Origin of the sequence: Streptomyces chryseus (assembly GCF_014650755.1) — a bacterium.
GTDB lineage: Bacteria > Actinomycetota > Actinomycetes > Streptomycetales > Streptomycetaceae > Streptomyces > Streptomyces chryseus.
In genome coordinates, this window is sequence record NZ_BMVO01000009.1 from 78,245 (window position 1) to 101,881 (window position 23,637).

Annotated in this window: 17 protein-coding genes and 1 tRNA gene; 15 read left to right on the forward strand and 3 right to left on the reverse strand. The window is 67.6% G+C overall.

Annotated elements, in window-relative coordinates:
- The first annotated feature begins 1 nt into the window (after position 1).
- Positions 2-1,057, forward strand: a complete 1,056-nt coding sequence (locus tag IE185_RS16250) for a UDP-N-acetylmuramate dehydrogenase (RefSeq protein WP_189715394.1) — start codon at positions 2-4, stop codon at positions 1,055-1,057.
- 118 nt (positions 1,058-1,175) lie between these two features.
- On the opposite strand, the gene IE185_RS16255 is transcribed toward IE185_RS16250, so the two are convergent.
- Together IE185_RS16255 and IE185_RS16260 are read right to left on the reverse strand one after the other, a co-directional pair.
- Entirely contained in the window at positions 1,176-2,195 is a 1,020-nt protein-coding gene (locus IE185_RS16255; protein WP_138907033.1) for an adenosine deaminase, read from the reverse strand.
- A 121-nt stretch (positions 2,196-2,316) separates the two neighbouring features.
- Entirely contained in the window at positions 2,317-3,543 is a 1,227-nt protein-coding gene (locus IE185_RS16260; protein ID WP_138894749.1) for a pyridoxal phosphate-dependent aminotransferase, read from the reverse strand.
- A 216-nt stretch (positions 3,544-3,759) separates the two neighbouring features.
- On the opposite strand from IE185_RS16260, the gene IE185_RS16265 reads away from it, so the two are divergent.
- The 13 genes from IE185_RS16265 to tuf all read left to right on the forward strand — a co-directional run bounded on the left by IE185_RS16265 (position 3,760) and on the right by tuf (position 20,676).
- Positions 3,760-3,832 (forward strand) — tRNA-Trp (locus IE185_RS16265).
- 106 nt (positions 3,833-3,938) lie between these two features.
- Positions 3,939-4,226 (forward strand): preprotein translocase subunit SecE, encoded by a 288-nt coding sequence (gene secE / locus IE185_RS16270; RefSeq protein WP_138894748.1) that lies wholly within the window; start codon positions 3,939-3,941, stop codon positions 4,224-4,226.
- 73 nt (positions 4,227-4,299) lie between these two features.
- Positions 4,300-5,199 (forward strand): transcription termination/antitermination protein NusG, encoded by a 900-nt coding sequence (nusG, locus tag IE185_RS16275; protein WP_138894747.1) that lies wholly within the window; start codon positions 4,300-4,302, stop codon positions 5,197-5,199.
- A 161-nt stretch (positions 5,200-5,360) separates the two neighbouring features.
- Complete coding sequence (rplK, locus tag IE185_RS16280) at positions 5,361-5,795, forward strand: 50S ribosomal protein L11 (RefSeq protein WP_028812391.1); 435 nt, start codon at positions 5,361-5,363, stop codon at positions 5,793-5,795.
- 79 nt (positions 5,796-5,874) lie between these two features.
- Positions 5,875-6,597, forward strand: a complete 723-nt coding sequence (gene rplA / locus IE185_RS16285) for a 50S ribosomal protein L1 (protein ID WP_028812390.1) — start codon at positions 5,875-5,877, stop codon at positions 6,595-6,597.
- A 340-nt stretch (positions 6,598-6,937) separates the two neighbouring features.
- Positions 6,938-7,468, forward strand: a complete 531-nt coding sequence (gene rplJ, locus IE185_RS16290; RefSeq protein ID WP_138894746.1) for a 50S ribosomal protein L10 — start codon at positions 6,938-6,940, stop codon at positions 7,466-7,468.
- Between the two features lie 110 nt (positions 7,469-7,578).
- On the forward strand, positions 7,579-7,965 hold the full coding sequence (gene rplL, locus IE185_RS16295; protein ID WP_138894745.1) for a 50S ribosomal protein L7/L12: 387 nt from the start codon (positions 7,579-7,581) through the stop codon (positions 7,963-7,965).
- A 516-nt stretch (positions 7,966-8,481) separates the two neighbouring features.
- Entirely contained in the window at positions 8,482-11,964 is a 3,483-nt protein-coding gene (gene rpoB / locus IE185_RS16300; protein WP_138894744.1) for a DNA-directed RNA polymerase subunit beta, read from the forward strand.
- 98 nt (positions 11,965-12,062) lie between these two features.
- Positions 12,063-15,977 (forward strand): DNA-directed RNA polymerase subunit beta', encoded by a 3,915-nt coding sequence (locus tag IE185_RS16305; protein WP_138894743.1) that lies wholly within the window; start codon positions 12,063-12,065, stop codon positions 15,975-15,977.
- Between the two features lie 347 nt (positions 15,978-16,324).
- Positions 16,325-16,696 (forward strand): 30S ribosomal protein S12, encoded by a 372-nt coding sequence (gene rpsL / locus IE185_RS16310; RefSeq protein WP_003948652.1) that lies wholly within the window; start codon positions 16,325-16,327, stop codon positions 16,694-16,696.
- A gap of 2 nt (positions 16,697-16,698) precedes the next feature.
- Entirely contained in the window at positions 16,699-17,169 is a 471-nt protein-coding gene (gene rpsG / locus IE185_RS16315; RefSeq protein ID WP_028812383.1) for a 30S ribosomal protein S7, read from the forward strand.
- A gap of 38 nt (positions 17,170-17,207) precedes the next feature.
- The gene (gene fusA, locus IE185_RS16320) at positions 17,208-19,337 is read left to right on the forward strand and encodes an elongation factor G (protein WP_138894742.1); all 2,130 of its coding nucleotides are present in this window, start codon (positions 17,208-17,210) and stop codon (positions 19,335-19,337) included.
- A gap of 145 nt (positions 19,338-19,482) precedes the next feature.
- The gene (gene tuf / locus IE185_RS16325) at positions 19,483-20,676 is read left to right on the forward strand and encodes an elongation factor Tu (protein ID WP_138894741.1); all 1,194 of its coding nucleotides are present in this window, start codon (positions 19,483-19,485) and stop codon (positions 20,674-20,676) included.
- A gap of 95 nt (positions 20,677-20,771) precedes the next feature.
- On the opposite strand, the gene IE185_RS16330 is transcribed toward tuf, so the two are convergent.
- Complete coding sequence (locus IE185_RS16330; RefSeq protein WP_189715396.1) at positions 20,772-22,916, reverse strand: PIG-L family deacetylase; 2,145 nt, start codon at positions 22,914-22,916, stop codon at positions 20,772-20,774.
- Between the two features lie 161 nt (positions 22,917-23,077).
- Between IE185_RS16330 and IE185_RS16335 the strand changes: the two genes are divergently transcribed.
- Positions 23,078-23,626 (forward strand): excalibur calcium-binding protein, encoded by a 549-nt coding sequence (locus IE185_RS16335; protein ID WP_138899455.1) that lies wholly within the window; start codon positions 23,078-23,080, stop codon positions 23,624-23,626.
- Positions 23,627-23,637 lie beyond the last annotated feature (11 nt).

Sequence of the window (23,637 nt, forward strand, 5' to 3'; positions counted from 1 at the left end):
CGTGCAGGAACTCCACGACGCCCCCCTCGCCCCCCTGACCACCTTCCGGCTCGGTGGCCCCGCGACCCGCCTCGTCACCGCCACCACCGACGACGAGGTGATCGCCGCCGTCCGCGAGGCCGACACGACCGGCACCCCGCTGCTCGTCATCGGCGGCGGAAGCAACCTGGTCATCGGCGACAAGGGCTTCGACGGCACCGCCCTGCGCATCGCGACCACCGGCTTCCACCTCGACGGCACGTCGCTGGAGCTGGCCGCCGGCGAGGTCTGGACCGACGCCGTGGCCCGCACCGTGGAGGCGGGCCTCGCGGGCATCGAGTGCCTCGCCGGGATCCCCGGCTCGGCCGGCGCGACCCCGATCCAGAACGTCGGGGCGTACGGCCAGGAAGTCTCCAGCGTCATCACCGAGGTCGTCGCCTATGACCGCCGCGCGGGCGAGACGGTGACCCTGCCCGCCGCCGCGTGCGACTTCTCGTACCGCCACAGCCGCTTCAAGCAGCACCCGGACCGCTTCGTCGTCCTGCGCGTACGTTTCGCGCTGGAGGACGCGGGCGGCATGTCGGCCCCGATCAAGTACCCGGAGACCGCACGCACGCTCGGCGTCGCGGCGGGCCACCGGGTGCCGGCCGCCGTCGCCCGCGAGACGGTCCTGAAGCTGCGCGCGGGCAAGGGCATGGTCCTGGACCCGGAGGACCACGACACGTGGTCGGCGGGCTCCTTCTTCACCAACCCGATCCTCACCGACGAGGAGTACGCCGCCTTCCTCGCCCGCGCCCAGGAGCGCCTCGGCACCGAGGTGACGCCGCCGGCATTCCCGGCCGGCGACGGCAGGACGAAGACCTCCGCCGCCTGGCTGATCGACAAGGCCGGCTTCACCAAGGGGTACGGGACGGGCCCCGCCCGCATCTCCACCAAGCACACGCTGGCCCTCACCAACCGCGGCGAGGCCACGACCGAGGACCTGCTGGCGCTGGCGCGCGAGGTCGTCGCGGGCGTCCACGAGGCGTTCGGCGTGACCCTGGTGAACGAACCGGTGACGGTCGGCGTCACCCTCTGACCGCCCCCGCAGCACTGGCTTCGCCCTTCACCCCCGTGAGGAGACGCCCCGGCGCGGCACCGCCCCCGCAGCTGCCGCCGGGCACCGGCAAGACGAAAGCCCCCCCGCGACCCGCGCCTCAGCCCTCCAGCCAGTGGCCGATCCCCGCCAGCAGCTTCGCCTGTACGTCGTCCGGCGCCGCCGACCCCCGCACCGACTGCCGCGCCAGCTCGGCCAGCTCCGCGTCCGTGAACCCGTGATGCCGCCGCGCCAGCTCGTACTGCGCCGCCAGCCGCGACCCGAACAGCAGCGGGTCGTCCGCCCCCAGCGCCATCGGCACGCCGGCGTCGTACAGCGTCCGCAGCGGCACGTCCTCCGGCTTCTCGTAGACGCCGAGCGCCACGTTCGAGGCCGGGCACACCTCGCAGGTGACGCCCTTTTCGGCCAGTTTCCGCAGCAGCCGGGGGTCCTCGGCCGCCCGTACGCCGTGCCCGATCCGCGACGCGCGCAGATCGTCCAGGCAGTCCCGTACGGACGCGGGCCCGGTCAGCTCCCCGCCGTGCGGCGCCGCGAGCAGCCCGCCCTCGCGCGCGATCGCGAACGCGCGGTCGAAGTCCCGTGCCATGCCCCGGCGCTCGTCGTTGGAGAGCCCGAAGCCGACGATCCCGCGGTCCGCGTACCGCACGGCGAGCCGGGCCAGCGTCCGGGCGTCCAGCGGGTGCTTCATCCGGTTCGCCGCGACGAGCACCCGCATCCCGAGGCCGGTCTCCCGCGACGCGCTGTCGACCGCGTCGAGGATGATCTCCAGGGCCGGAATCAGGCCACCCAGCATCGGCGCGTACGACGTCGGATCGACCTGGATCTCCAGCCACCCCGAGCCGTCCCGCACGTCCTCCTCGGCCGCCTCGCGCACGAGCCGCTGGATGTCCTCGGGCTCCCGCAGGCACGACCGGGCGGCGTCGTACAGCCGCTGGAAGCGGAACCAGCCGCGCTCGTCCGTCGCCCGCAGCTTCGGCGGCTCCCCGCTGGTCAGCGCCTCCGGCAGGTGCACGCCGTACTTGTCGGCCAGCTCCAGCAGCGTGGTGGGCCGCATCGACCCGGTGAAATGCAGATGCAGATGGGCCTTCGGCAGCAGTCGGACATCGCGCGCACTCAACATCCCAAGATCCTGCCGCACGCGCGCGCCGCCCGGAAGCGTCTTTGCCCGAACGGGTAACGCCCGAACGCAGAAACGGGCCCCCGGCAGCAGCCGGGAGCCCGTTCCGTGGTCCAGAGCGATGTCAGTCGCGAGCCTCGGCCAGCAGCTTCTGGATGCGCGACACGCCCTCGGCGAGGTCCTCGTCGCCCAGCGCGTACGAGAGCCGCAGGTAGCCCGGCGTACCGAACGCCTCGCCCGGAACCACCGCCACCTCGACCTCGTCCAGGATCAGCGCGGCCAGCTCGACCGAGCTCTGCGGGCGCTTGCCGCGGATCTCCTTGCCGAGCAGCCCCTTGACCGACGGGTACGCGTAGAACGCGCCCTCGGGCTCCGGGCAGACGACGCCGTCGATCTCGTTGAGCATCCGCACCATCGTCTGCCGGCGACGGTCGAAGGCGGACCGCATCTCGGCGACCGCGTCGAGGTTGCCGGACACCGCGGCGAGCGCCGCGACCTGGGCGACGTTCGACACGTTGGAGGTGGCGTGCGACTGGAGGTTGGTCGCGGCCTTGATGACGTCCTTCGGGCCGATGATCCACCCGACCCGCCAGCCCGTCATCGCGTACGTCTTGGCCACGCCGTTGACGACGACGCACTTGTCCCTGAGCTCCGGCAGGACCGCCGGGAGCGAGACGGCAGAAGCGTCGCCGTAGACCAGGTGCTCGTAGATCTCGTCCGTCAGCACCCACAGCCCGTGCTCGGCGGCCCAGCGGCCGATCGCCTCGGTCTCGGCCTCGGTGTAGACCGCGCCGGTCGGGTTGGACGGGGAGACGAAGAGGACGACCTTGGTCTTCTCCGTGCGCGCCGCCTCCAGCTGCTCGACGGACACCCGGTAGCCGGTGGTCTCGTCGGCCACGACGTCGACCGGCACACCACCGGCGAGACGGATCGACTCGGGGTACGTCGTCCAGTACGGGGCCGGGACGATGACCTCGTCGCCCGGGTCCAGGATCGTGGCGAAGGCCTCGTAGATCGCCTGCTTGCCGCCGTTGGTGACCAGCACCTGCGAGGCGTCCACCTCGTAACCGGAGTCACGCAGCGTCTTCGCGGCGATCGCGGCCTTCAGCTCGGGGAGCCCTCCGGCCGGCGTGTAGCGGTGGTACTTCGGGTTGCGGCAGGCCTCACTCGCTGCCTCGACGATGTAGCCGGGCGTGGGAAAGTCGGGCTCGCCCGCGCCGAAGCCGATGACCGGACGGCCGGCGGCCTTCAACGCCTTCGCCTTGGCGTCGACGGCGAGGGTGGCGGACTCGGAGATAGCGCCGATTCGGGCGGAGACCCGGCGCTCGGTGGGAGGAGTTGCAGCGCTCATACGGCCCATCGTCCCAGACGGCAATCCCGCTCGGCACACAGATCCCGCAGGGCGGACACCGGGCGGACACGTGGCCGACAGGTGGCGCTCGGGCGGTATCTGTTCGACGCCGGGCCCCTGACCACGTACACTCACTCGTCGTTGGCCCCTCAGCAGCCACACCGCCGTGCGCACTCCGTGCACTCGGCCGGATGCGGTAGGTTGGGGGAACCACAAAGGGTCGTAGCTCAATTGGTAGAGCACTGGTCTCCAAAACCAGCGGTTGGGGGTTCAAGTCCCTCCGGCCCTGCTACACACGTCTTCGCCAGGATGTGTGCGCATGTACGTACTTCTATGCACTGCCGTGCGGCTCCACCGGGCGCGGCACGGCCACGACCCGGAATCAGGTGAGTAGCGTGACGGACGCCGTGGGCTCCATCGACATGCCTGATGCCCAGGACGAGACGTCGGAGTCCAGCAAGAAGTCCCGCAAGGGCGGCAAGCGCGGCAAGAAGGGCCCCCTGGGCCGTCTCGCGCTCTTCTACCGCCAGATCGTCGCAGAGCTGCGCAAGGTCGTCTGGCCCACCCGCAGCCAGCTGACGACCTACACCACCGTGGTGATTGTCTTCGTCGTCATCATGATCGGCATTGTGACCGTGATCGACATGGGCTTCGCCCGAGCCGTCAAGTACGTTTTCGGCTGATCCCGCGTAGGGCGCCCCACCCGGCGCCCCTTTCGCCGTTCCACCCATATGTATCCAGGAAGAAGCAGCCACCGTGTCTGACCCGAACCTGAACGACGCCGTTGAGCCGAGCGAAAGCCCGGAGTCCGCTGAGGACCAGCTCGACATCGTCGAGGCGGCCGACGAGGACCAGGCGGAAGCTGCTGACGTCGCTGCGGGCGAGCCGGCGGAGGAGTCCGCCGTGCACGTCGAATCGGACGAGTCCGCCGAGGCCGACGACACCGAAGCCGTCGAGGCCGACGAGTCCGGTGAGGCCGAGGCTGAGACCGAGGAAGCCGCTGACGCGGAAGAGGCCGAAGAGGCCCCCGCCGAGCCGGTCGACCCGATCGCCGCCCTGCGCGAGGAACTCCGCACCCTGCCGGGCGAGTGGTACGTCATCCACACGTACGCCGGGTACGAGAAGCGTGTGAAGGCGAACCTGGAGCAGCGCGCGGTCTCGCTGAACGTCGAGGAGTTCATCTACCAGGCCGAAGTGCCCGAGGAAGAGATCGTCCAGATCAAGAACGGCGAGCGCAAGAACGTCCGCCAGAACAAGCTTCCCGGTTACGTCCTGGTCCGCATGGACCTCACCAACGAGTCCTGGGGCGTTGTCCGCAACACCCCCGGCGTCACCGGCTTCGTCGGCAACGCCTACGACCCGTACCCGCTGACCCTGGACGAGATCGTCAAGATGCTCGCCCCGGAGGCCGAGGAGAAGGCCGCCCGCGAGGCAGCCGAGGCCGAGGGCAAGCCGGCGCCCAGCCGCAAGATGGAGGTCCAGGTTCTGGACTTCGAGGTGGGCGACTCGGTCACCGTCACCGACGGTCCCTTCGCGACCCTCCAGGCGACGATCAACGAGATCAACGCCGACTCCAAGAAGGTCAAGGGCCTCGTCGAGATCTTCGGTCGCGAGACCCCGGTCGAGCTCAGCTTCGACCAGATCCAGAAGAACTGATCTTCTCTGGACCCCCGCTTCCGAGCAGGTCAGACAGGCTCTCGCAGCCGGTCTGACCTGCTCGGTTTTTAGCCGCACAGCTATACCCGTTATCGTTGTGCGGTATGCCTCCGTCCGGTGATCGGATGGCAGGAAACTCTCACTAGGACCCGGAGAGAGCAATGCCTCCCAAGAAGAAGAAGGTCACGGGGCTCATCAAGCTCCAGATCAACGCCGGCGCGGCCAACCCGGCTCCGCCGGTCGGCCCCGCGCTCGGCCAGCACGGCGTCAACATCATGGAGTTCTGCAAGGCCTACAACGCCGCGACCGAGTCGCAGCGTGGCATGGTCGTGCCGGTGGAGATCACGGTCTACGAGGACCGCTCCTTCACCTTCGTGACGAAGACCCCGCCGGCCGCGAAGCTGATCCTCAAGGCCGCTGGTGTGGACAAGGGATCGGGCGAGCCCCACAAGACCAAGGTCGCGAAGCTCACCGCCGCTCAGGTGCGTGAGATCTCGACGGTCAAGCTCCCCGACCTGAACGCCAACGACCTCGAGGCCGCGGACAAGATCATCGCCGGTACCGCCCGTTCCATGGGCATCACCGTCGAGGGCTGAAAGTCCCCGTAGCACCTCAGTGGTAGGGCCAAGCGCTGGTCCGCACCACGACTCCACCTCCCTTATCTCAGGAGCAGAAGTGAAGCGCAGCAAGAACTTCCGCAGCGCGGACGCGAAGATCGACCGGGAGCGCCTGTACGCCCCGCTCGAGGCCGTCCGTATCGCCAAGGACACCTCCACCACGAAGTTCGACGGCACCGTCGAGGTCGCCATGCGTCTGGGTGTCGACCCGCGCAAGGCCGACCAGATGGTCCGCGGCACCGTGAACCTGCCGCACGGCACCGGCAAGACCGCCCGGGTCCTGGTCTTCGCGACCGGTGACCGTGCTGCGGCCGCGGAGGCCGCCGGCGCCGACATCGTCGGCTCCGACGAGCTCATCGACGAGGTCGCGAAGGGCCGTCTGGACTTCGACGCCGTCGTCGCCACCCCGGACCTCATGGGCAAGGTCGGCCGCCTCGGCCGCGTGCTCGGTCCGCGTGGTCTGATGCCGAACCCGAAGACCGGAACGGTCACCCCGGACGTGGCGAAGGCTGTCACGGACATCAAGGGCGGCAAGATCGAGTTCCGCGTCGACAAGCACTCGAACCTGCACTTCATCATCGGCAAGGTCTCCTTCGACGAGACGAAGCTGGTCGAGAACTACGCCGCGGCGCTGGAGGAGATCCTCCGTCTCAAGCCGTCCGCCGCGAAGGGCCGCTACATCAAGAAGGCCGCCCTGACCACGACGATGGGCCCCAGCATCCCGCTGGACCAGAACCGCACCCGTAACCTCCTCGTCGAGGAGGACCCGGCAGCTGTCTGACCGGGACGGGCCTGACGGCTCTCTGCGTGGCTCTGTCGGGCCCCGTGCCTCCTCCGGGAGGCGCGGGGCCCGATTTGCTTGTGGGTGAACCCTTCGCGTAGTCTTCCCCAGAAGCCAAAGACCGCTGGTCGTTGCTGTGTCTTCGCAAGAAGGTGCGGTGGCCGAAGGATCCGCTAGGTGCGGACGACCCGCGTAGGTGTCGTGGAAAGCAAGCTCCCGGACACGCTCGTCAACGAGCGCAGTCGGTCGAGCCCAGCCCCGTGCGCCTGCGCCGGGGCCGTTTCGTTTTTCCCAGCCCCTTCTGAGCGGTCCTCATCACCCGGAAGGAGGCCGACGCTCTATGGCAAGGCCCGACAAGGCTGCCGCGGTAGCCGAGCTCGCGGACCAGTTCCGCAGCTCGAACGCCGCCGTGCTGACCGAGTACCGGGGTCTCACCGTGTCGCAGCTCAAGACGCTGCGTCGTTCGCTCGGTGAGAACGCCCAGTACGCCGTGGTGAAGAACACGCTGACCAAGATCGCGGCCAACGAGGCCGGGATCAACACGCTGGACGACCTGTTCGCAGGTCCGACGGCGGTTGCCTTCATCACCGGTGACCCGGTGGAGTCGGCGAAGGGTCTTCGTGACTTCGCCAAGGAGAACCCGAACCTGATCATCAAGGGCGGTGTCCTTGATGGCAAGGCGCTGTCCGCCGATGAGATCAAGAAGCTTGCGGACCTCGAGTCCCGCGAGGTTCTGCTCGCCAAGCTGGCGGGCGCCATGAAGGGCAAGCAGTCCCAGACCGCTTCGCTGTTCAAGGCGCTTCCCTCGAAGTTCGTCCGCACCGCGGAGGCGCTTCGTGCCAAGCAGGCCGAGCAGGGCGGTGCCGAGTAATTCGGCTCGCTTTTTGACCGTCGCCGCTTAGGCGCCGGTCGCAGCGGGCCGGAAGTACGCCCGCCTCACATGTACATCGGCACCAGCCGAATTAGTGGAAGGACGCCATCATGGCGAAGCTGTCCCAGGACGACCTGCTCGCGCAGTTCGAAGAGATGACCCTCATCGAGCTCTCCGAGTTCGTGAAGGCCTTCGAGGAGAAGTTCGACGTCACCGCCGCTGCCGCGGTTGCCGCCGCCCCCGCCGGTGGTGCCGCTGGTGGCGCCGCCGAGGCCGCTGAGGAGCAGGACGAGTTCGACGTCATCCTCACGGGTGCCGGCGACAAGAAGATCCAGGTCATCAAGGTCGTGCGTGAGCTGACCTCGCTGGGTCTGAAGGAGGCCAAGGACCTCGTCGACGGCGCTCCGAAGCCGGTCCTCGAGAAGGTCGCCAAGGAGGCCGCTGAGAAGGCCGCCGAGTCCCTCAAGGCCGCCGGCGCGGCTGTCGAGGTCAAGTGACCTTGTTGAGTCTCTGACTCAGCTGCACGCGTTCTGAGGGCGACCACCCATTCGGGTGGTCGCCCTCAGGCGTTCCCGGGACGTCGTCCTTGCTCTTGGCGCCGGGGCGAGTATCGTGATCTTCGCCGTACGCCCCGTGGGAGGCCCCGTGAGGGCCCGGGGGCCTTGACGAACCGCACGAGGCGCGCAATTCTCAGGACGCGTCGTCATACCGATCCGGATCCGAGGCATGGATCGGCGGCGTAGAGGGCAGTACTGATATGCGCATCGAGCGCATGGCTTTTCCGCAGGAGTTGAGTACAGCGAGGGTGTCAAACAACCCGCTCTGGACATCAGTGAGCCAAGTGGCTACACTGACCCTTTGCGCTGCCTGTTAGCTGCCTCCTGCCCGTCACCAGGGGCATACCCTCGCTCGAGCATCTGATGGCCGACTTCCCTGACCAGGGAATTCTGCCGCTGTGCCAGCTTGGGACCGGTACGCGCGTAGTGAGTCCGAGCCCTCGGAAGGACCCCCTCTTGGCCGCCTCGCGCAACGCCTCGACCTCCAATACGAACAACGGCGCCAGCACCGCCCCGCTGCGCATCTCCTTTGCAAAGATCAAGGAGCCCCTCGAGGTTCCTAACCTCCTTGCGCTGCAGACCGAGAGCTTTGACTGGCTGCTCGGCAATGCCGCTTGGAAGGGTCGCGTCGAGGCCGCTCTCGAGAGCGGACAGGACGTCCCCACCAAGTCTGGTCTGGAAGAGATCTTCGAGGAGATCTCGCCGATCGAGGACTTCTCCGGGTCGATGTCGCTGACGTTCCGCGACCACCGGTTCGAGCCGCCGAAGAACTCGATCGACGAGTGCAAGGAGCGCGACTTCACGTTCGCGGCTCCCCTCTTCGTCACAGCGGAGTTCACCAACAACGAGACCGGCGAGATCAAGTCCCAGACGGTCTTCATGGGCGACTTCCCGCTCATGACCAACAAGGGCACCTTCGTCATCAACGGCACCGAGCGTGTCGTGGTGTCGCAGCTGGTCCGCTCGCCGGGTGTCTACTTCGACTCCTCCATCGACAAGACGTCCGACAAGGACATCTTCTCGGCCAAGATCATCCCGTCCCGGGGTGCCTGGCTGGAGATGGAGATCGACAAGCGCGACATGGTCGGTGTCCGCATCGACCGCAAGCGCAAGCAGTCCGTGACCGTTCTCCTCAAGGCTCTCGGTTGGACCACCGAGCAGATCCTCGAAGAGTTCGGCGAGTACGAGTCCATGCGCGCCACCCTGGAGAAGGACCACACCCAGGGCCAGGACGACGCGCTGCTCGACATCTACCGCAAGCTCCGCCCGGGCGAGCCGCCCACGCGTGAGGCCGCTCAGACGCTGCTCGAGAACCTCTACTTCAACCCGAAGCGCTACGACCTCGCGAAGGTCGGCCGCTACAAGGTGAACAAGAAGCTCGGCGCCGACGAGCCGCTGAACGCGGGTGTCCTCACCAGCAAGGACATCATCGCCACCATCAAGTACCTGGTCCGGCTGCACGCCGGCGAGGTCGAGACGGTCGGCGAGTCGGGCCGGAGCATCGTCGTCGAGACCGACGACATCGACCACTTCGGCAACCGTCGTCTGCGCAACGTCGGCGAGCTCATCCAGAACCAGGTCCGCACGGGTCTGGCTCGTATGGAGCGCGTCGTGCGTGAGCGGATGACGACTCAGGACGTCGAGGCGATCACGCCGCAGACCCTGATCAACATCCGGCCGGTCGTCGCCTCCATCAAGGAGTTCTTCGGCACCAGCCAGCTGTCGCAGTTCATGGACCAGAACAACCCGCTGTCGGGTCTCACCCACAAGCGCCGTCTGTCGGCGCTTGGCCCGGGTGGTCTCTCCCGTGAGCGGGCCGGCTTCGAGGTCCGTGACGTGCACCCGTCTCACTACGGCCGCATGTGCCCCATTGAGACTCCCGAAGGCCCGAACATCGGTCTGATCGGTTCGCTCGCCTCGTACGGACGCGTCAACGCGTTCGGATTCGTCGAGACGCCGTACCGCCGCGTCACCGAAGGTGTGGTCACCGACGAGGTCGACTACCTGACGGCCGACGAGGAAGACCGCTTCGTGATCGCCCAGGCGAACGCGACGCTGGGTGAGGACATGCGCTTCACCGAGTCGCGCGTCCTGGTCCGCCGCCGTGGCGGCGAGATCGACTACATCCCCGGCGACGACGTCGACTACATGGACGTCTCGCCGCGCCAGATGGTGTCGGTCGCGACCGCGATGATCCCGTTCCTCGAGCACGACGACGCCAACCGCGCGCTCATGGGCGCGAACATGATGCGTCAGGCCGTGCCGCTGATCACGTCCGAGGCTCCGCTCGTCGGCACCGGCATGGAGTACCGCTGCGCGGTCGACGCCGGTGACGTCATCAAGGCGGAGAAGGACGGTGTGGTCCAGGAGGTTTCCGCGGACTACGTCACCGTCGCCAACGACGACGGTACGTACACCACGTACCGGATCGCGAAGTTCTCCCGCTCCAACCAGGGCACCTCGGTCAACCAGAAGGTTGTCGTGGACGAGGGCGCCAGGGTCGTCGAGGGCCAGGTCCTCGCCGACGGGCCGGCCACCCAGCAGGGTGAGATGGCGCTCGGCAAGAACCTGCTCGTGGCGTTCATGCCGTGGGAGGGCCACAACTACGAAGACGCGATCATCCTCAGCCAGCGCCTGGTGCAGGACGACGTCCTCTCCTCGATCCACATCGAGGAGCACGAGGTCGACGCCCGTGACACCAAGCTCGGCCCCGAGGAGATCACCCGGGACATCCCGAACGTCTCCGAGGAGGTCCTCGCGGACCTCGACGAGCGCGGCATCATCCGTATCGGTGCCGAGGTCGTCGCCGGTGACATCCTCGTCGGCAAGGTCACGCCCAAGGGTGAGACCGAGCTGACGCCGGAGGAGCGCCTGCTCCGCGCGATCTTCGGTGAGAAGGCGCGCGAGGTGCGCGACACCTCGCTGAAGGTGCCGCACGGTGAGGTCGGCAAGATCATCGGCGTCCGCGTCTTCGACCGCGAAGAGGGCGACGAGCTGCCGCCGGGCGTGAACCAGCTGGTGCGCGTCTACGTCGCGCAGAAGCGCAAGATCACCGATGGTGACAAGCTCGCCGGCCGTCACGGCAACAAGGGCGTCATCTCGAAGATCCTGCCGATCGAGGACATGCCGTTCATGGAGGACGGCACCCCGGTCGACATCATCCTCAACCCGCTGGGTGTCCCGTCCCGAATGAACCCGGGGCAGGTCCTCGAAATCCACCTGGGCTGGCTCGCCAGTCAGGGCTGGAAGGTCGAGGGCAGCGAGGAGTGGATGGAGCGCCTCAAGGTCATCGGCGCCGACGAGGTCGCCGCCGGCACCAACGTCGCCACCCCGGTCTTCGACGGTGCGCGCGAGGACGAGATCTCCGGTCTCTTCGAGTCCACGATCCCGAACCGCGACGGCAACCGGATGGTCCAGCCGTCCGGCAAGGCCAACCTGTTCGACGGCCGCTCGGGCGAGCCGTTCCCGGACCCGATCTCGGTCGGGTACATGTACATCCTCAAGCTCCACCACCTGGTCGACGACAAGCTCCACGCGCGTTCGACCGGTCCGTACTCGATGATCACCCAGCAGCCGCTGGGTGGTAAGGCCCAGTTCGGTGGCCAGCGCTTCGGTGAGATGGAGGTGTGGGCGCTGGAGGCTTATGGCGCCGCGTACGCCCTCCAGGAACTGCTGACCATCAAGTCCGACGACGTCACCGGCCGCGTGAAGGTCTACGAGGCCATCGTCAAGGGCGAGAACATTCCTGAGCCCGGCATCCCCGAGTCCTTCAAGGTGCTCATCAAGGAGATGCAGTCCCTGTGCCTCAACGTGGAGGTGCTGTCCTCGGACGGCATGTCCATCGAGATGCGCGACACCGACGAGGACGTCTTCCGCGCTGCGGAAGAGCTCGGTATCGACCTGTCCCGGCGCGAGCCGAGCAGCGTCGAAGAGGTCTGACGGGTTGTCCGGCCGCTGCTTCACCGCAGCGGCCGGCTCTCCCCGGACCCGTTCAGACCATGATTGACTCTCGACCCCGAAAGAGGGATTGACGACAAGTGCTCGACGTCAACTTCTTCGACGAGCTGCGGATCGGCCTCGCCACCGCGGACGACATCCGGACCTGGTCGCACGGCGAAGTGAAGAAGCCGGAGACCATCAACTACCGCACGCTCAAGCCCGAGAAGGACGGACTCTTCTGCGAGAAGATCTTCGGCCCGACCCGGGACTGGGAGTGCTACTGCGGTAAGTACAAGCGTGTCCGCTTCAAGGGCATCATCTGCGAGCGCTGCGGCGTCGAGGTCACTCGCGCCAAGGTGCGTCGTGAGCGGATGGGCCACATTGAGCTGGCCGCACCCGTCACCCACATCTGGTACTTCAAGGGCGTCCCGTCGCGCCTGGGCTACCTGCTGGACCTCGCGCCGAAGGACCTCGAAAAGGTCATCTACTTCGCCGCGTACATGATCACGTTCGTGGACGAGGAGCGCCGTACGCGCGACCTGCCGTCCCTGGAGGCGCACGTCTCCGTCGAGCGTCAGCAGGTCGAGAACCGTCGCGACGCCGACCTCGAGGCCCGCGCCAAGAAGCTCGAGACCGACCTGGCCGAGCTCGAGGCCGAGGGCGCCAAGGCCGACGTGCGCCGCAAGGTGCGCGAAGGCGCCGAGCGTGAGATGAAGCAGCTGCGCGACCGTGCGCAGCGCGAGATCGACCGTCTCGACGAGGTGTGGAGCCGCTTCAAGAACCTCAAGGTCCAGGACCTCGAGGGCGACGAGCTGCTCTACCGCGAGCTGCGCGACCGCTTCGGCACGTACTTCGACGGCTCCATGGGCGCGGCTGCTCTGCAGAAGCGTCTCGAGTCGTTCGATCTCGAGGAGGAGGCCGAGAGGCTCCGCGAGATCATCCGTACCGGCAAGGGCCAGAAGAAGACCCGTGCGCTCAAGCGCCTCAAGGTCGTCTCCGCGTTCCTGCAGACGAGCAACAGCCCCAAGGGCATGGTGCTCGACTGCGTGCCGGTCATCCCGCCGGACCTGCGTCCGATGGTGCAGCTGGACGGTGGCCGCTTCGCGACCTCCGACCTGAACGACCTGTACCGCCGCGTGATCAACCGCAACAACCGCCTCAAGCGACTCCTTGACCTCGGCGCTCCCGAGATCATCGTGAACAACGAGAAGCGCATGCTTCAGGAGGCCGTCGACGCGCTCTTCGACAACGGCCGTCGTGGTCGCCCGGTCACGGGCCCCGGCAACCGTCCGCTGAAGTCGCTGTCCGACATGCTCAAGGGCAAGCAGGGTCGATTCCGTCAGAACCTTCTCGGCAAGCGTGTGGACTACTCCGCGCGTTCCGTGATCGTCGTCGGCCCGCAGCTCAAGCTGCACCAGTGCGGTCTGCCCAAGGCCATGGCGCTGGAGCTCTTCAAGCCGTTCGTGATGAAGCGCCTGGTCGACCTGAACCACGCGCAGAACATCAAGTCGGCGAAGCGCATGGTCGAGCGCGGCCGCACGGTCGTGTACGACGTGCTCGAAGAGGTCATCGCCGAGCACCCGGTGCTGCTGAACCGTGCGCCGACGCTGCACCGCCTCGGCATCCAGGCCTTCGAGCCGCAGCTGGTCGAGGGCAAGGCCATCCAGATCCACCCGCTCGTCTGCACCGCGTTCAACGCGGACTTCGACGGTGACCAGATGGCCGTGCACCTGCCGCTCTCCGCGGAGGCGCAGGCCGAGGCCCGCATCCTGATGCTGTCCTCGAACAACATCCTGAAGCCGGCCGACGGTCGTCCCGTCACCATGCCGACCCAGGACATGGTGCTGGGCCTGTTCTTCCTCACGACCGATGAGGAAGAGCGCAAGGTCATCGGTGAGGGCCGTAGCTTCGGCTCGACCGCCGAGGCGACCATGGCGTTCGACAACCGCGAGCTGTCGCTCCAGGCGAAGGTCGACATCCGCTTCCCGGTGGGTACCATCCCGCCGCGTGGTTGGGTGCCGCCGGTCGCCGAGGGAGGGGACGACGGCGTCGGGGAGCGAGAGTTCCAGCAGGGTGACAGCTTCCGGCTGCGCACCACGCTGGGCCGCGCGCTCTTCAACGAGCTGCTGCCCGAGGACTACCCGTTCGTCGACTACTCGGTGGGCAAGAAGCAGCTCTCCGAGATCGTCAACGACCTGGCGGAGCGCTACCCCAAGGTCATCGTGGCGGCGACGCTCGACAACCTGAAGGCGGCCGGTTTCCACTGGGCGACCCGTTCTGGCGTCACCGTGGCCATCTCCGACGTCGTCGTGCCCGAGGCCAAGAAGGCCATCGTCAAGGGCTACGAGGCGCAGGACGAGAAGGTCCAGAAGCAGTACGAGCGCGGTCTCATCACCAAGGAAGAGCGCACTCAGGAGCTCATCGCGATCTGGACCAAGGCGACCAACGAGGTTGCCGAGGCGATGAACGCGAACTTCCCCAAGACGAACCCCATCTTCATGATGGTTGACTCGGGTGCCCGAGGAAACATGATGCAGATGCGTCAGATCGCCGGTATGCGTGGTCTGGTGTCGAACGCCAAGAACGAGACGATTCCCCGTCCCATCAAGGCGTCGTTCCGTGAGGGTCTGTCCGTGCTGGAGTACTTCATCTCCACCCACGGTGCCCGTAAGGGTCTGGCCGACACCGCCCTGCGTACCGCCGACTCGGGTTACCTGACCCGTCGTCTGGTGGACGTCTCGCAGGACGTGATCATCCGCGAGGAGGACTGCGGCACCGACCGCGGCCTCAAGCTGAAGATCGCGGAGAAGGACGCCGACGGCATCCTCCGCAAGACGGACGACGTCGAGACGAGCGTGTACGCACGCATGCTCGCCGAGGACGTCGTCATCGACGGCAAGGTCATCGCGCCGGCCAACGTCGACCTCGGTGACGTGCTCATCGACCAGCTGGTCATGCACGGCGTCGAGGAGGTCAAGACCCGCTCGGTCCTGACCTGCGAGTCCGCGGTCGGCACCTGTGCCTTCTGCTACGGCCGCTCGCTGGCCACCGGCAAGCTGGTCGACATCGGTGAGGCGGTCGGCATCATCGCCGCCCAGTCCATCGGTGAGCCCGGCACGCAGCTGACGATGCGTACCTTCCACACCGGTGGTGTGGCCGGTGACGACATCACCCAGGGTCTGCCCCGTGTCGTCGAGCTCTTCGAGGCTCGTACGCCCAAGGGTGTCGCCCCGATCTCGGAGGCGGCCGGCCGCATCCGTATCGAGGAGACCGAGAAGACCAAGAAGATCGTCGTCACCCCGGACGACGGCAGCGACGAGACGGCGTTCCCGATCTCGAAGCGTGCCCGTCTGCTGGTGGGCGAGGGCGACCACGTCGAGGTGGGCCAGAAGCTCACCGTGGGTGCCACCAACCCGCACGACGTGCTGCGGATCCTCGGTCAGCGCGCGGTCCAGGTCCACCTGGTCGGCGAAGTCCAGAAGGTCTACAACAGCCAGGGTGTGTCGATCCACGACAAGCACATCGAGATCATCATCCGGCAGATGCTCCGCCGCGTGACGATCATCGAGTCGGGCGACGCCGAGCTGCTTCCGGGCGAGCTCGTCGAGCGCGGCCGCTTCGAGGGCGAGAACCGTCGTGTGGTCACGGAAGGCGGCCACCCGGCCTCCGGCCGTCCGCAGCTGATGGGTATCACCAAGGCCTCGCTGGCGACCGAGTCGTGGCTGTCTGCGGCGTCCTTCCAGGAGACGACCAGGGTTCTGACGGACGCGGCGATCAACGCCAAGTCCGACTCCCTGATCGGCCTCAAGGAGAACGTCATCATCGGTAAGCTCATCCCGGCCGGTACGGGTCTGTCCCGCTACCGCAACATCCGGGTCGAGCCGACCGAGGAGGCCAAGGCCGCGATGTACTCGGCCGTCGGCTATGACGACATCGACTACTCGCCGTTCGGCACCGGCTCCGGCCAGGCCGTTCCGCTGGAGGACTACGACTACGGTCCGTACAACCAGTAAGCGAGACGCTTGAGAAGGGCGGTCACCCCGGAAGGGGTGGCCGCCCTTCGGCGTTGCCGGCCTCTCTTGTGGGGGCGCTGCTGCCAGAAGTCCGGCGTGTTGTGGTGCACGGCATTTGTTTTGACCGGAGTCGATGAGGTAGGTACAGTCAGACCTTGTGCCTGGGGTGTGTCCCGGCTGTCGCGCGCGTGCTTATGTCCGCTCGGGGAGCCAGGAAGAAAACACGCCGCAATCTGCGATTTCTCTGCTTCGGTAGGGGCTTCCAGTGTTCGACACACCCGACCGCGTGGGTCGGAGGTGTTCCAGGTTAGTTTCACAGTGATCGGCACACAGAAACCGGAGAAGTAGTGCCTACGATCCAGCAGCTGGTCCGCAAGGGCCGACAGGACAAGGTCGAGAAGAACAAGACGCCCGCACTTGAGGGTTCCCCTCAGCGTCGCGGCGTCTGCACGCGTGTGTTCACGACCACCCCGAAGAAGCCGAACTCGGCCCTGCGTAAGGTCGCGCGTGTGCGTCTGACCAGCGGGATCGAAGTCACTGCTTACATCCCGGGTGAGGGACACAACCTGCAGGAGCACTCCATCGTGCTCGTGCGTGGTGGCCGTGTGAAGGACCTGCCGGGTGTTCGCTACAAGATCATCCGTGGTTCGCTCGACACCCAGGGTGTCAAGAACCGCAAGCAGGCCCGCAGCCGCTACGGCGCCAAGAAGGAGAAGTAAGAATGCCTCGTAAGGGCCCCGCCCCGAAGCGCCCGGTCATCATCGACCCGGTCTACAGCTCTCCTCTTGTCACGTCGCTGATCAACAAGATTCTGCTTGACGGCAAGCGTTCCACCGCCGAGCGCATCGTGTACGGCGCCATGGAAGGCCTCCGCGAGAAGACCGGCAACGACCCGGTCATCACGCTGAAGCGCGCGCTTGAGAACGTCAAGCCCTCGCTCGAGGTCAAGTCCCGCCGTGTCGGTGGCGCGACGTACCAGGTGCCGATCGAGGTCAAGCCCGGTCGTGCGGCCACCCTCGCGCTGCGCTGGGTCGTGGGTTACTCCCGCGCCCGCCGCGAGAAGACCATGACCGAGCGCCTCATGAACGAGCTGCTCGACGCCTCGAACGGTCTTGGCGCTGCCGTCAAGAAGCGTGAGGACACCCACAAGATGGCCGAGTCCAACAAGGCCTTCGCGCACTACCGCTGGTAGTCGCTACCCACATCGAGACCGAGAGAAGATTGAGCCTTATGGCCACCACTTCGCTTGACCTGGCCAAGGTCCGCAACATTGGGATCATGGCCCACATCGACGCGGGCAAGACGACCACCACCGAGCGGATCCTCTTCTACACCGGTGTGTCTTACAAGATCGGTGAAGTCCACGATGGCGCAGCCACCATGGACTGGATGGAGCAGGAGCAGGAGCGCGGCATCACGATCACGTCTGCCGCGACGACCTGCCACTGGCCGCTCAATGAGGTTGATCACACGATCAACATCATTGACACCCCCGGTCACGTGGACTTCACCGTCGAGGTGGAGCGTTCGCTCCGCGTCCTCGACGGTGCCGTCACCGTGTTCGACGGTGTGGCGGGTGTCGAGCCCCAGTCCGAGACTGTCTGGCGTCAGGCGGACCGCTACGGCGTGCCGCGTATCTGCTTCGTCAACAAGCTCGACCGCACCGGCGCCGAGTTCCACCGTTGCGTCGACATGATCGTCGACCGCCTCGGTGCGGTTCCGCTGGTCATGCAGCTGCCGATCGGTGCCGAGGCCGACTTCCAGGGTGTTGTCGACCTCGTGACGATGAAGGCCTTCGTCTGGTCCGCCGAGGCGGCCAAGGGCGAGGCGTACGACATCGTCGACATCCCGGCGACGCACGTCGAGGCTGCCGACGAGTGGCGCGGCAAGCTCCTCGAGGCTGTTTCCGAGCACGACGACGAGATGATGGAGATGTACCTCGACGGCCAGGAGCCGACCGAGGAGCAGCTGTACGCCGCCATCCGTCGTATCACTCTGGCCTCCAAGGGCAGTGCCGACTCCGTCACCGTCTCCCCGGTGTTCTGTGGTACCGCGTTCAAGAACAAGGGCGTCCAGCCCCTGCTCGACGCCGTTGTCCGCTACCTGCCGTCTCCCCTGGACGTCGAGGCCATTGAGGGCCACGACGTCAAGGACCCGGAGAAGGTCGTCAAGCGTCAGCCGTCGGACGAGGAGCCGTTCTCCGGCCTTGCCTTCAAGATCGCGAGCGACCCGCACCTGGGCAAGCTCACCTTCGTCCGGATCTACTCCGGTCGCCTCGAGGCCGGCACCGCGGTGCTGAACTCGGTCAAGGGCAAGAAGGAGCGCATCGGCAAGATCTACCGCATGCACGCGAACAAGCGTGAGGAGATCCCCTCGGTGGGTGCCGGTGACATCGTCGCCGTCATGGGTCTGAAGCAGACCACCACCGGTGAGACGCTGTGCGACGAAAAGAACCCGGTGATCCTGGAGTCCATGGACTTCCCGGCGCCGGTCATTCAGGTCGCGATCGAGCCCAAGTCCAAGGGTGACCAGGAGCGGCTGGGTGTTGCCATCCAGCGGCTCGCGGAGGAGGACCCCTCCTTCCAGGTGCACTCGGACGAGGAGACCGGCCAGACCATCATCGGTGGTATGGGCGAGCTTCACCTTGAGGTGCTCGTCGACCGCATGAAGCGCGAATTCCGCGTCGAGGCGAATGTCGGCAAGCCCCAGGTCGCTTACCGCGAGACGATTCGCAAGACCGTCGAGCGTATTGACTACACGCACAAGAAGCAGACTGGTGGTACCGGCCAGTTCGCGAAGGTGCAGATCGCCCTTGAGCCCATCGAGGGTGGCGACGCCTCGTACGAGTTCGTCAACAAGGTCACCGGTGGCCGCATCCCCAGGGAGTACATCCCGTCGGTGGACGCGGGCGCGCAGGAAGCCATGCAGTTCGGCATCCTGGCCGGCTACGAGATGGTGGGCGTCCGCGTCACCCTTCTCGACGGTGGTTACCACGAGGTCGACTCCTCGGAGCTCGCCTTCAAGATCGCCGGTTCGCAGGCGTTCAAGGAAGGTGCCCGCAAGGCATCTCCCGTACTCCTCGAGCCGATGATGGCCGTCGAGGTGACCACGCCCGAGGACTACATGGGCGAAGTCATCGGCGACCTCAACTCCCGCCGTGGCCAGATCCAGGCCATGGAGGAGCGCAGCGGCGCTCGCGTCGTGAAGGGCCTCGTGCCCCTCTCGGAGATGTTCGGCTACGTCGGAGACCTCCGCAGCAAGACCTCGGGTCGCGCAAGCTACTCGATGCAGTTCGACTCCTACGCCGAGGTTCCGCGGAACGTCGCCGAGGAGATCATCGCGAAGGCCAAGGGCGAGTAGCTCCCCCGAGTTGACGCTTTAGGCTTGACCCAACCGCCGGGGTTCTCCCCGCGACCCGTGTGGGAAACCCCGGCGGTTGGCACCCCAGCAAAGATCACCTGGCGCCGATGAAGCAAGGCGTACAGAACCACTCCAGGAGGACCCAGTGGCGAAGGCGAAGTTCGAGCGGACTAAGCCGCACGTCAACATCGGCACCATCGGTCACATTGACCACGGTAAGACGACGCTGACCGCGGCGATTACCAAGGTGCTGCATGACGCGTACCCGGACCTGAACGAGGCCTCGGCCTTCGACCAGATCGACAAGGCTCCTGAGGAGCGCCAGCGCGGTATCACGATCTCGATCGCGCACGTCGAGTACCAGACGGAGTCGCGTCACTACGCGCACGTCGACTGCCCCGGTCACGCGGACTACATCAAGAACATGATCACGGGTGCGGCGCAGATGGACGGCGCCATCCTCGTGGTCGCGGCCACCGACGGCCCGATGCCGCAGACCAAGGAGCACGTGCTCCTGGCCCGCCAGGTAGGCGTGCCGTACATCGTCGTCGCGCTGAACAAGGCCGACATGGTGGACGACGAGGAGATCCTGGAGCTCGTCGAGCTCGAGGTGCGTGAGCTCCTCTCCGAGTACGAGTTCCCGGGCGACGACCTGCCGGTCGTCAAGGTCTCGGCGCTCAAGGCGCTCGAGGGCGACAAGGAGTGGGGCCAGACTGTTCTGGACCTCATGGCCGCCGTCGACGAGTCGATCCCGCAGCCCGAGCGCGACGTCGACAAGCCGTTCCTGATGCCGATCGAGGACGTCTTCACGATCACCGGTCGTGGCACCGTCGTCACCGGTCGTATCGAGCGCGGTATCCTCAAGGTCAACGAGACCGTCGACATCGTCGGTATCAAGACCGAGAAGACCACCACCACGGTCACGGGCATCGAGATGTTCCGCAAGCTGCTCGACGAGGGTCAGGCTGGCGAGAACGTCGGCCTGCTCCTCCGTGGCATCAAGCGCGAGGACGTCGAGCGCGGCCAGGTCATCATCAAGCCTGGTTCGGTTACGCCGCACACCAAGTTCGAGGCCCAGGCCTACATCCTGTCGAAGGACGAGGGTGGCCGTCACACCCCCTTCTTCAACAACTACCGCCCGCAGTTCTACTTCCGTACGACTGACGTGACCGGCGTCGTTACCCTCCCCGAGGGCACCGAGATGGTCATGCCGGGCGACAACACCATCATGTCGGTCGAGCTGATCCAGCCGGTCGCCATGGAGGAGGGCCTCAAGTTCGCCATCCGTGAGGGTGGCCGGACCGTCGGCGCCGGCCAGGTCACCAAGATCACCGTCTGATTTTCGGTGGCTTGACCTGGTTGCTCCTGCACGAGCACCAAGAAGGGCCCCTGCTTCGTCGTTCGCGGCGATGCGGGGGCCCTTCTGTTTTGTTTCTACGGCCGCCAGAGCCACGGGGTCGCGTCCGGACCCAGGCCGACCACGACCGGCCCCTTCGAGCCGAGGTGGAGGGTCGGGCCCTCCAGGGCTGACTGGGCGCCCTTGCGGCGTACCAGGCGCCCCTCCGCCAGCAGCTGCACCTGGCCCTTTCGGCCGCGGCCCAGAAGGACCGGGCCCGTCGGGGCGGACGCCGCGTCCACTGCGCCGTAGCCGTTGAAGCGCAGCCGTGCCGGCGGCCGGCCGCCGACCCGGGCCGTCGTCAGGCCGGCCGTGGCCGGGCGCCGGTAGATCAGGTCTATGCCGCCGTCGGGCGCGGCGAACGCGGTGGGGGAGCCGCCCGGGGTCGGTAGCCCGGTGACCGGCCGCAGGCCCACCAGCCGGCCCGGGGCGTCCTGTGTCCAGTGGTGGACGGTCTCGTGACCCGCGGCGAACACGTGGACACGGCCTTCGCCGTCCACCGCTGTGGCCAGGCCGTCCTGGATCTCGCCGCCGCCGAGGTCGCGCCAGGCGTCCCAGCGGCCGACCGCGCTGCGCACGCGCGTGCTGATGCCCTTGTCCGCGTTCCGTACGAAGAGGTGGACTCGGCCGTCGGGGGCCGTCACCGCGACGGGAGAGCCGATGCGGCGCCCCCTGTCCTGCCGCGTCTCCGGGTTTCCGAGGCCGGTCCAGGAGCGGAAGCGCCCGCCGGGCGTCCGCTGTTCGAGCAGTACGATCTCCCGCGTGTTGGCCGCCCCGTGGCCCGCGAGCGCCGAGAACCGCAGGCCGAACAGCAACTGCCGGCCGTCGTCGAGCGTCGCCGAGCCGAGCGCGGGCGCGAGCGGGCCGCCTCCCAGATCGTCCGGCGCGCCCCAAGCGCCGCTGCCCGGCGCCGTCTCCCGCCAGCGCGCGAGACGCAGGCCCAGCACGCCGTACGCCGTGAGCCGCCCGTCGGGGCCGGTGGCGACGACCGTGCGGGCGCCCGGATAGCGGTAGTGCGTCGAGCGGACCCAGCCCTTGCGGTTGGTGAGGGGGCGGTCACCGCCGACGTTGTAGTCGCCGCAGCCCGCCGCGTTCCCGCACTCCCAGTCCGGAGCGCCGCCGTACGGCACGAGGTGCGCGGCCTTCTCCCTGAGTACCTCGGCGGGCAGGTTCTTGGGCCAGTGCCGGTTGTAGTACCCCCGGTAGGAGGTCGCGACGAAGCCCGGCACCGCACCACCGCCCTCCGTCGCCTCCGCGACCCGCCGGATCATCGCGGCCCAGGCGAAGGAGGCGACCGCCGTGTGGTCGGCGTGGTCGGAGTACCCCGGCTGCTCGCTGTCGCGGCGGCGGGTCGCCTCGTCGCTGTGCTGGATGTCGGGGTCCGGGTCGAGGGTCTGCACGACGGTGGGCCGGTAGCGCTCGATGAGCCCCGCGAGTACGTCGACGAGCCCGTCGTAGTCGTACGCCCCGGCCTTCCGCAGCGGCGAGTCGTCGGCCACGACGGTCCGCAGCGACAGGCCGCGCGCCTCCCAGAGGCTGGGCAGGCCCATTCGGCCCCACCGGGTGTGCATGGCGAGGTTGAGGAAGACGAGCTCGACGCGGTGGTCCCCGTGCGTGAGCGTGTCGACCTCGGCCCGGTGGTCGCCGCGCAGGGTGGTCACGGACTTCTGCCACCGCGTGAACCGGGGGAGGCCGAGCAGGACGGCGTAAGCCTGGCGCAGGCCCTGGTGCCGGGCGGAGGAGTACGCCGTACGGTCGGCCGGCTGCGGACCCGCGCCCGGTATCCGGTTGACACCGTTGGCCTCGCCCGCCGTGACGTACACGCAGACGAGGGGGACGCCGGAGTCGAGCGTCTGCTGGGTGTCCGGGTTCATGAAGTACAGGTCGTCGTCCGGGTGGGCGAGTATCTGCATCAGCAGCGCGTGCCGCGGCCGGGACATCGGCTTGCCGGGCAGCGGGTCGGGGGCGGGCTCCGTACGGCGCGGGGCGGGAACGGAGCAGGAAGCGAGGCCCGGACCAGCGGCGAGTGCGGCGGTGGAGGTGAGCACCGCGCGCCGCGCGGGGCCGCGCACGGGCCGGTCGTGTACGCCGTCCGGGCGCGCGGGGCGGCCTTCGTTCGTGCTGCCCAAGGCCCGCGCTCCGTCCGCTTCCCCCGCTGCGGACGCCCCCGCCCCCGCGTACATCCCCCAGCCCGCTGAATGGCGCGGCCCGCCCCCCGTGGCCGGGCCGCGTGGAGGTAGACGACGGTCGGGGCGCCGGGGTTGCCCGGCAGGGGCCCCCAGTTGCCGTAGCGGCTCGCGGCGGTCGAGTGGCAGGGGAAGATCACCCTGCTTACGTTCGAGAAATGAATCTTCGTACTGCCGCTGCAGCCGTGGTACTGGCTGCCGCCGCCTCCCTCCCGTTGTCCGGCGTCTCGTACGCGCAGCCCGACCTCGACTGCAGCGACTTCACCTATCAGGAGGAGGCGCAGGCGGAGTTCGACCGGGACCCCAGCGACCCGTACCGGCTGGACGAGGACCCGGGGGACGACGACCGGATCGCCTGCGAGGCGCTGCCGAGGAGGGGCCAGATCGGCTCGGCCACGGCCTCGCCCCGGCCGGCGGTCACGGTCACCACCACGACGACGGCCACGGCCCCGGCGTCACCCACGACACCGACGGCCACGGCGACACCCGCGATCCCCACCGTCACGGCTTCGGCCACCACCGAGGCACCCGTTCAGCCCACCGCGTCCCCCACTCTCGGAGTCAGGGGCGGCGAGGGCGGGACCATGGAAGACGGCAGCAGCACCACCGAGACCGCCCTGGGCATCGGACTCACGGCCGCCGCGGCAGCTCTGACCGTGGCTCTGGTGGCCGCGAGGCGACGCCGTCGCCAGGCCAAGGACCTGTGACGGCGCTCCGG

Bases quoted from the DNA above. Each gene is read 5' to 3' on its own strand.
- IE185_RS16255 (WP_138907033.1), bottom strand. From the start codon at position 2,195: ATGTTGAGTGCGCGCGATGTCCGACTGCTGCCGAAGGCCCATCTGCAT.
- IE185_RS16260 (WP_138894749.1), bottom strand. From the start codon at position 3,543: ATGAGCGCTGCAACTCCTCCCACCGAGCGCCGGGTCTCCGCCCGAATC.
- rplK (WP_028812391.1), top strand. From the start codon at position 5,361: ATGCCTCCCAAGAAGAAGAAGGTCACGGGGCTCATCAAGCTCCAGATC.
- rplJ (WP_138894746.1), top strand. From the start codon at position 6,938: ATGGCAAGGCCCGACAAGGCTGCCGCGGTAGCCGAGCTCGCGGACCAG.
- rplL (WP_138894745.1), top strand. From the start codon at position 7,579: ATGGCGAAGCTGTCCCAGGACGACCTGCTCGCGCAGTTCGAAGAGATG.
- rpsG (WP_028812383.1), top strand. From the start codon at position 16,699: ATGCCTCGTAAGGGCCCCGCCCCGAAGCGCCCGGTCATCATCGACCCG.
- fusA (WP_138894742.1), top strand. From the start codon at position 17,208: ATGGCCACCACTTCGCTTGACCTGGCCAAGGTCCGCAACATTGGGATC.
- IE185_RS16330 (WP_189715396.1), bottom strand. From the start codon at position 22,916: ATGTACGCGGGGGCGGGGGCGTCCGCAGCGGGGGAAGCGGACGGAGCG.
- IE185_RS16335 (WP_138899455.1), top strand. From the start codon at position 23,078: ATGAATCTTCGTACTGCCGCTGCAGCCGTGGTACTGGCTGCCGCCGCC.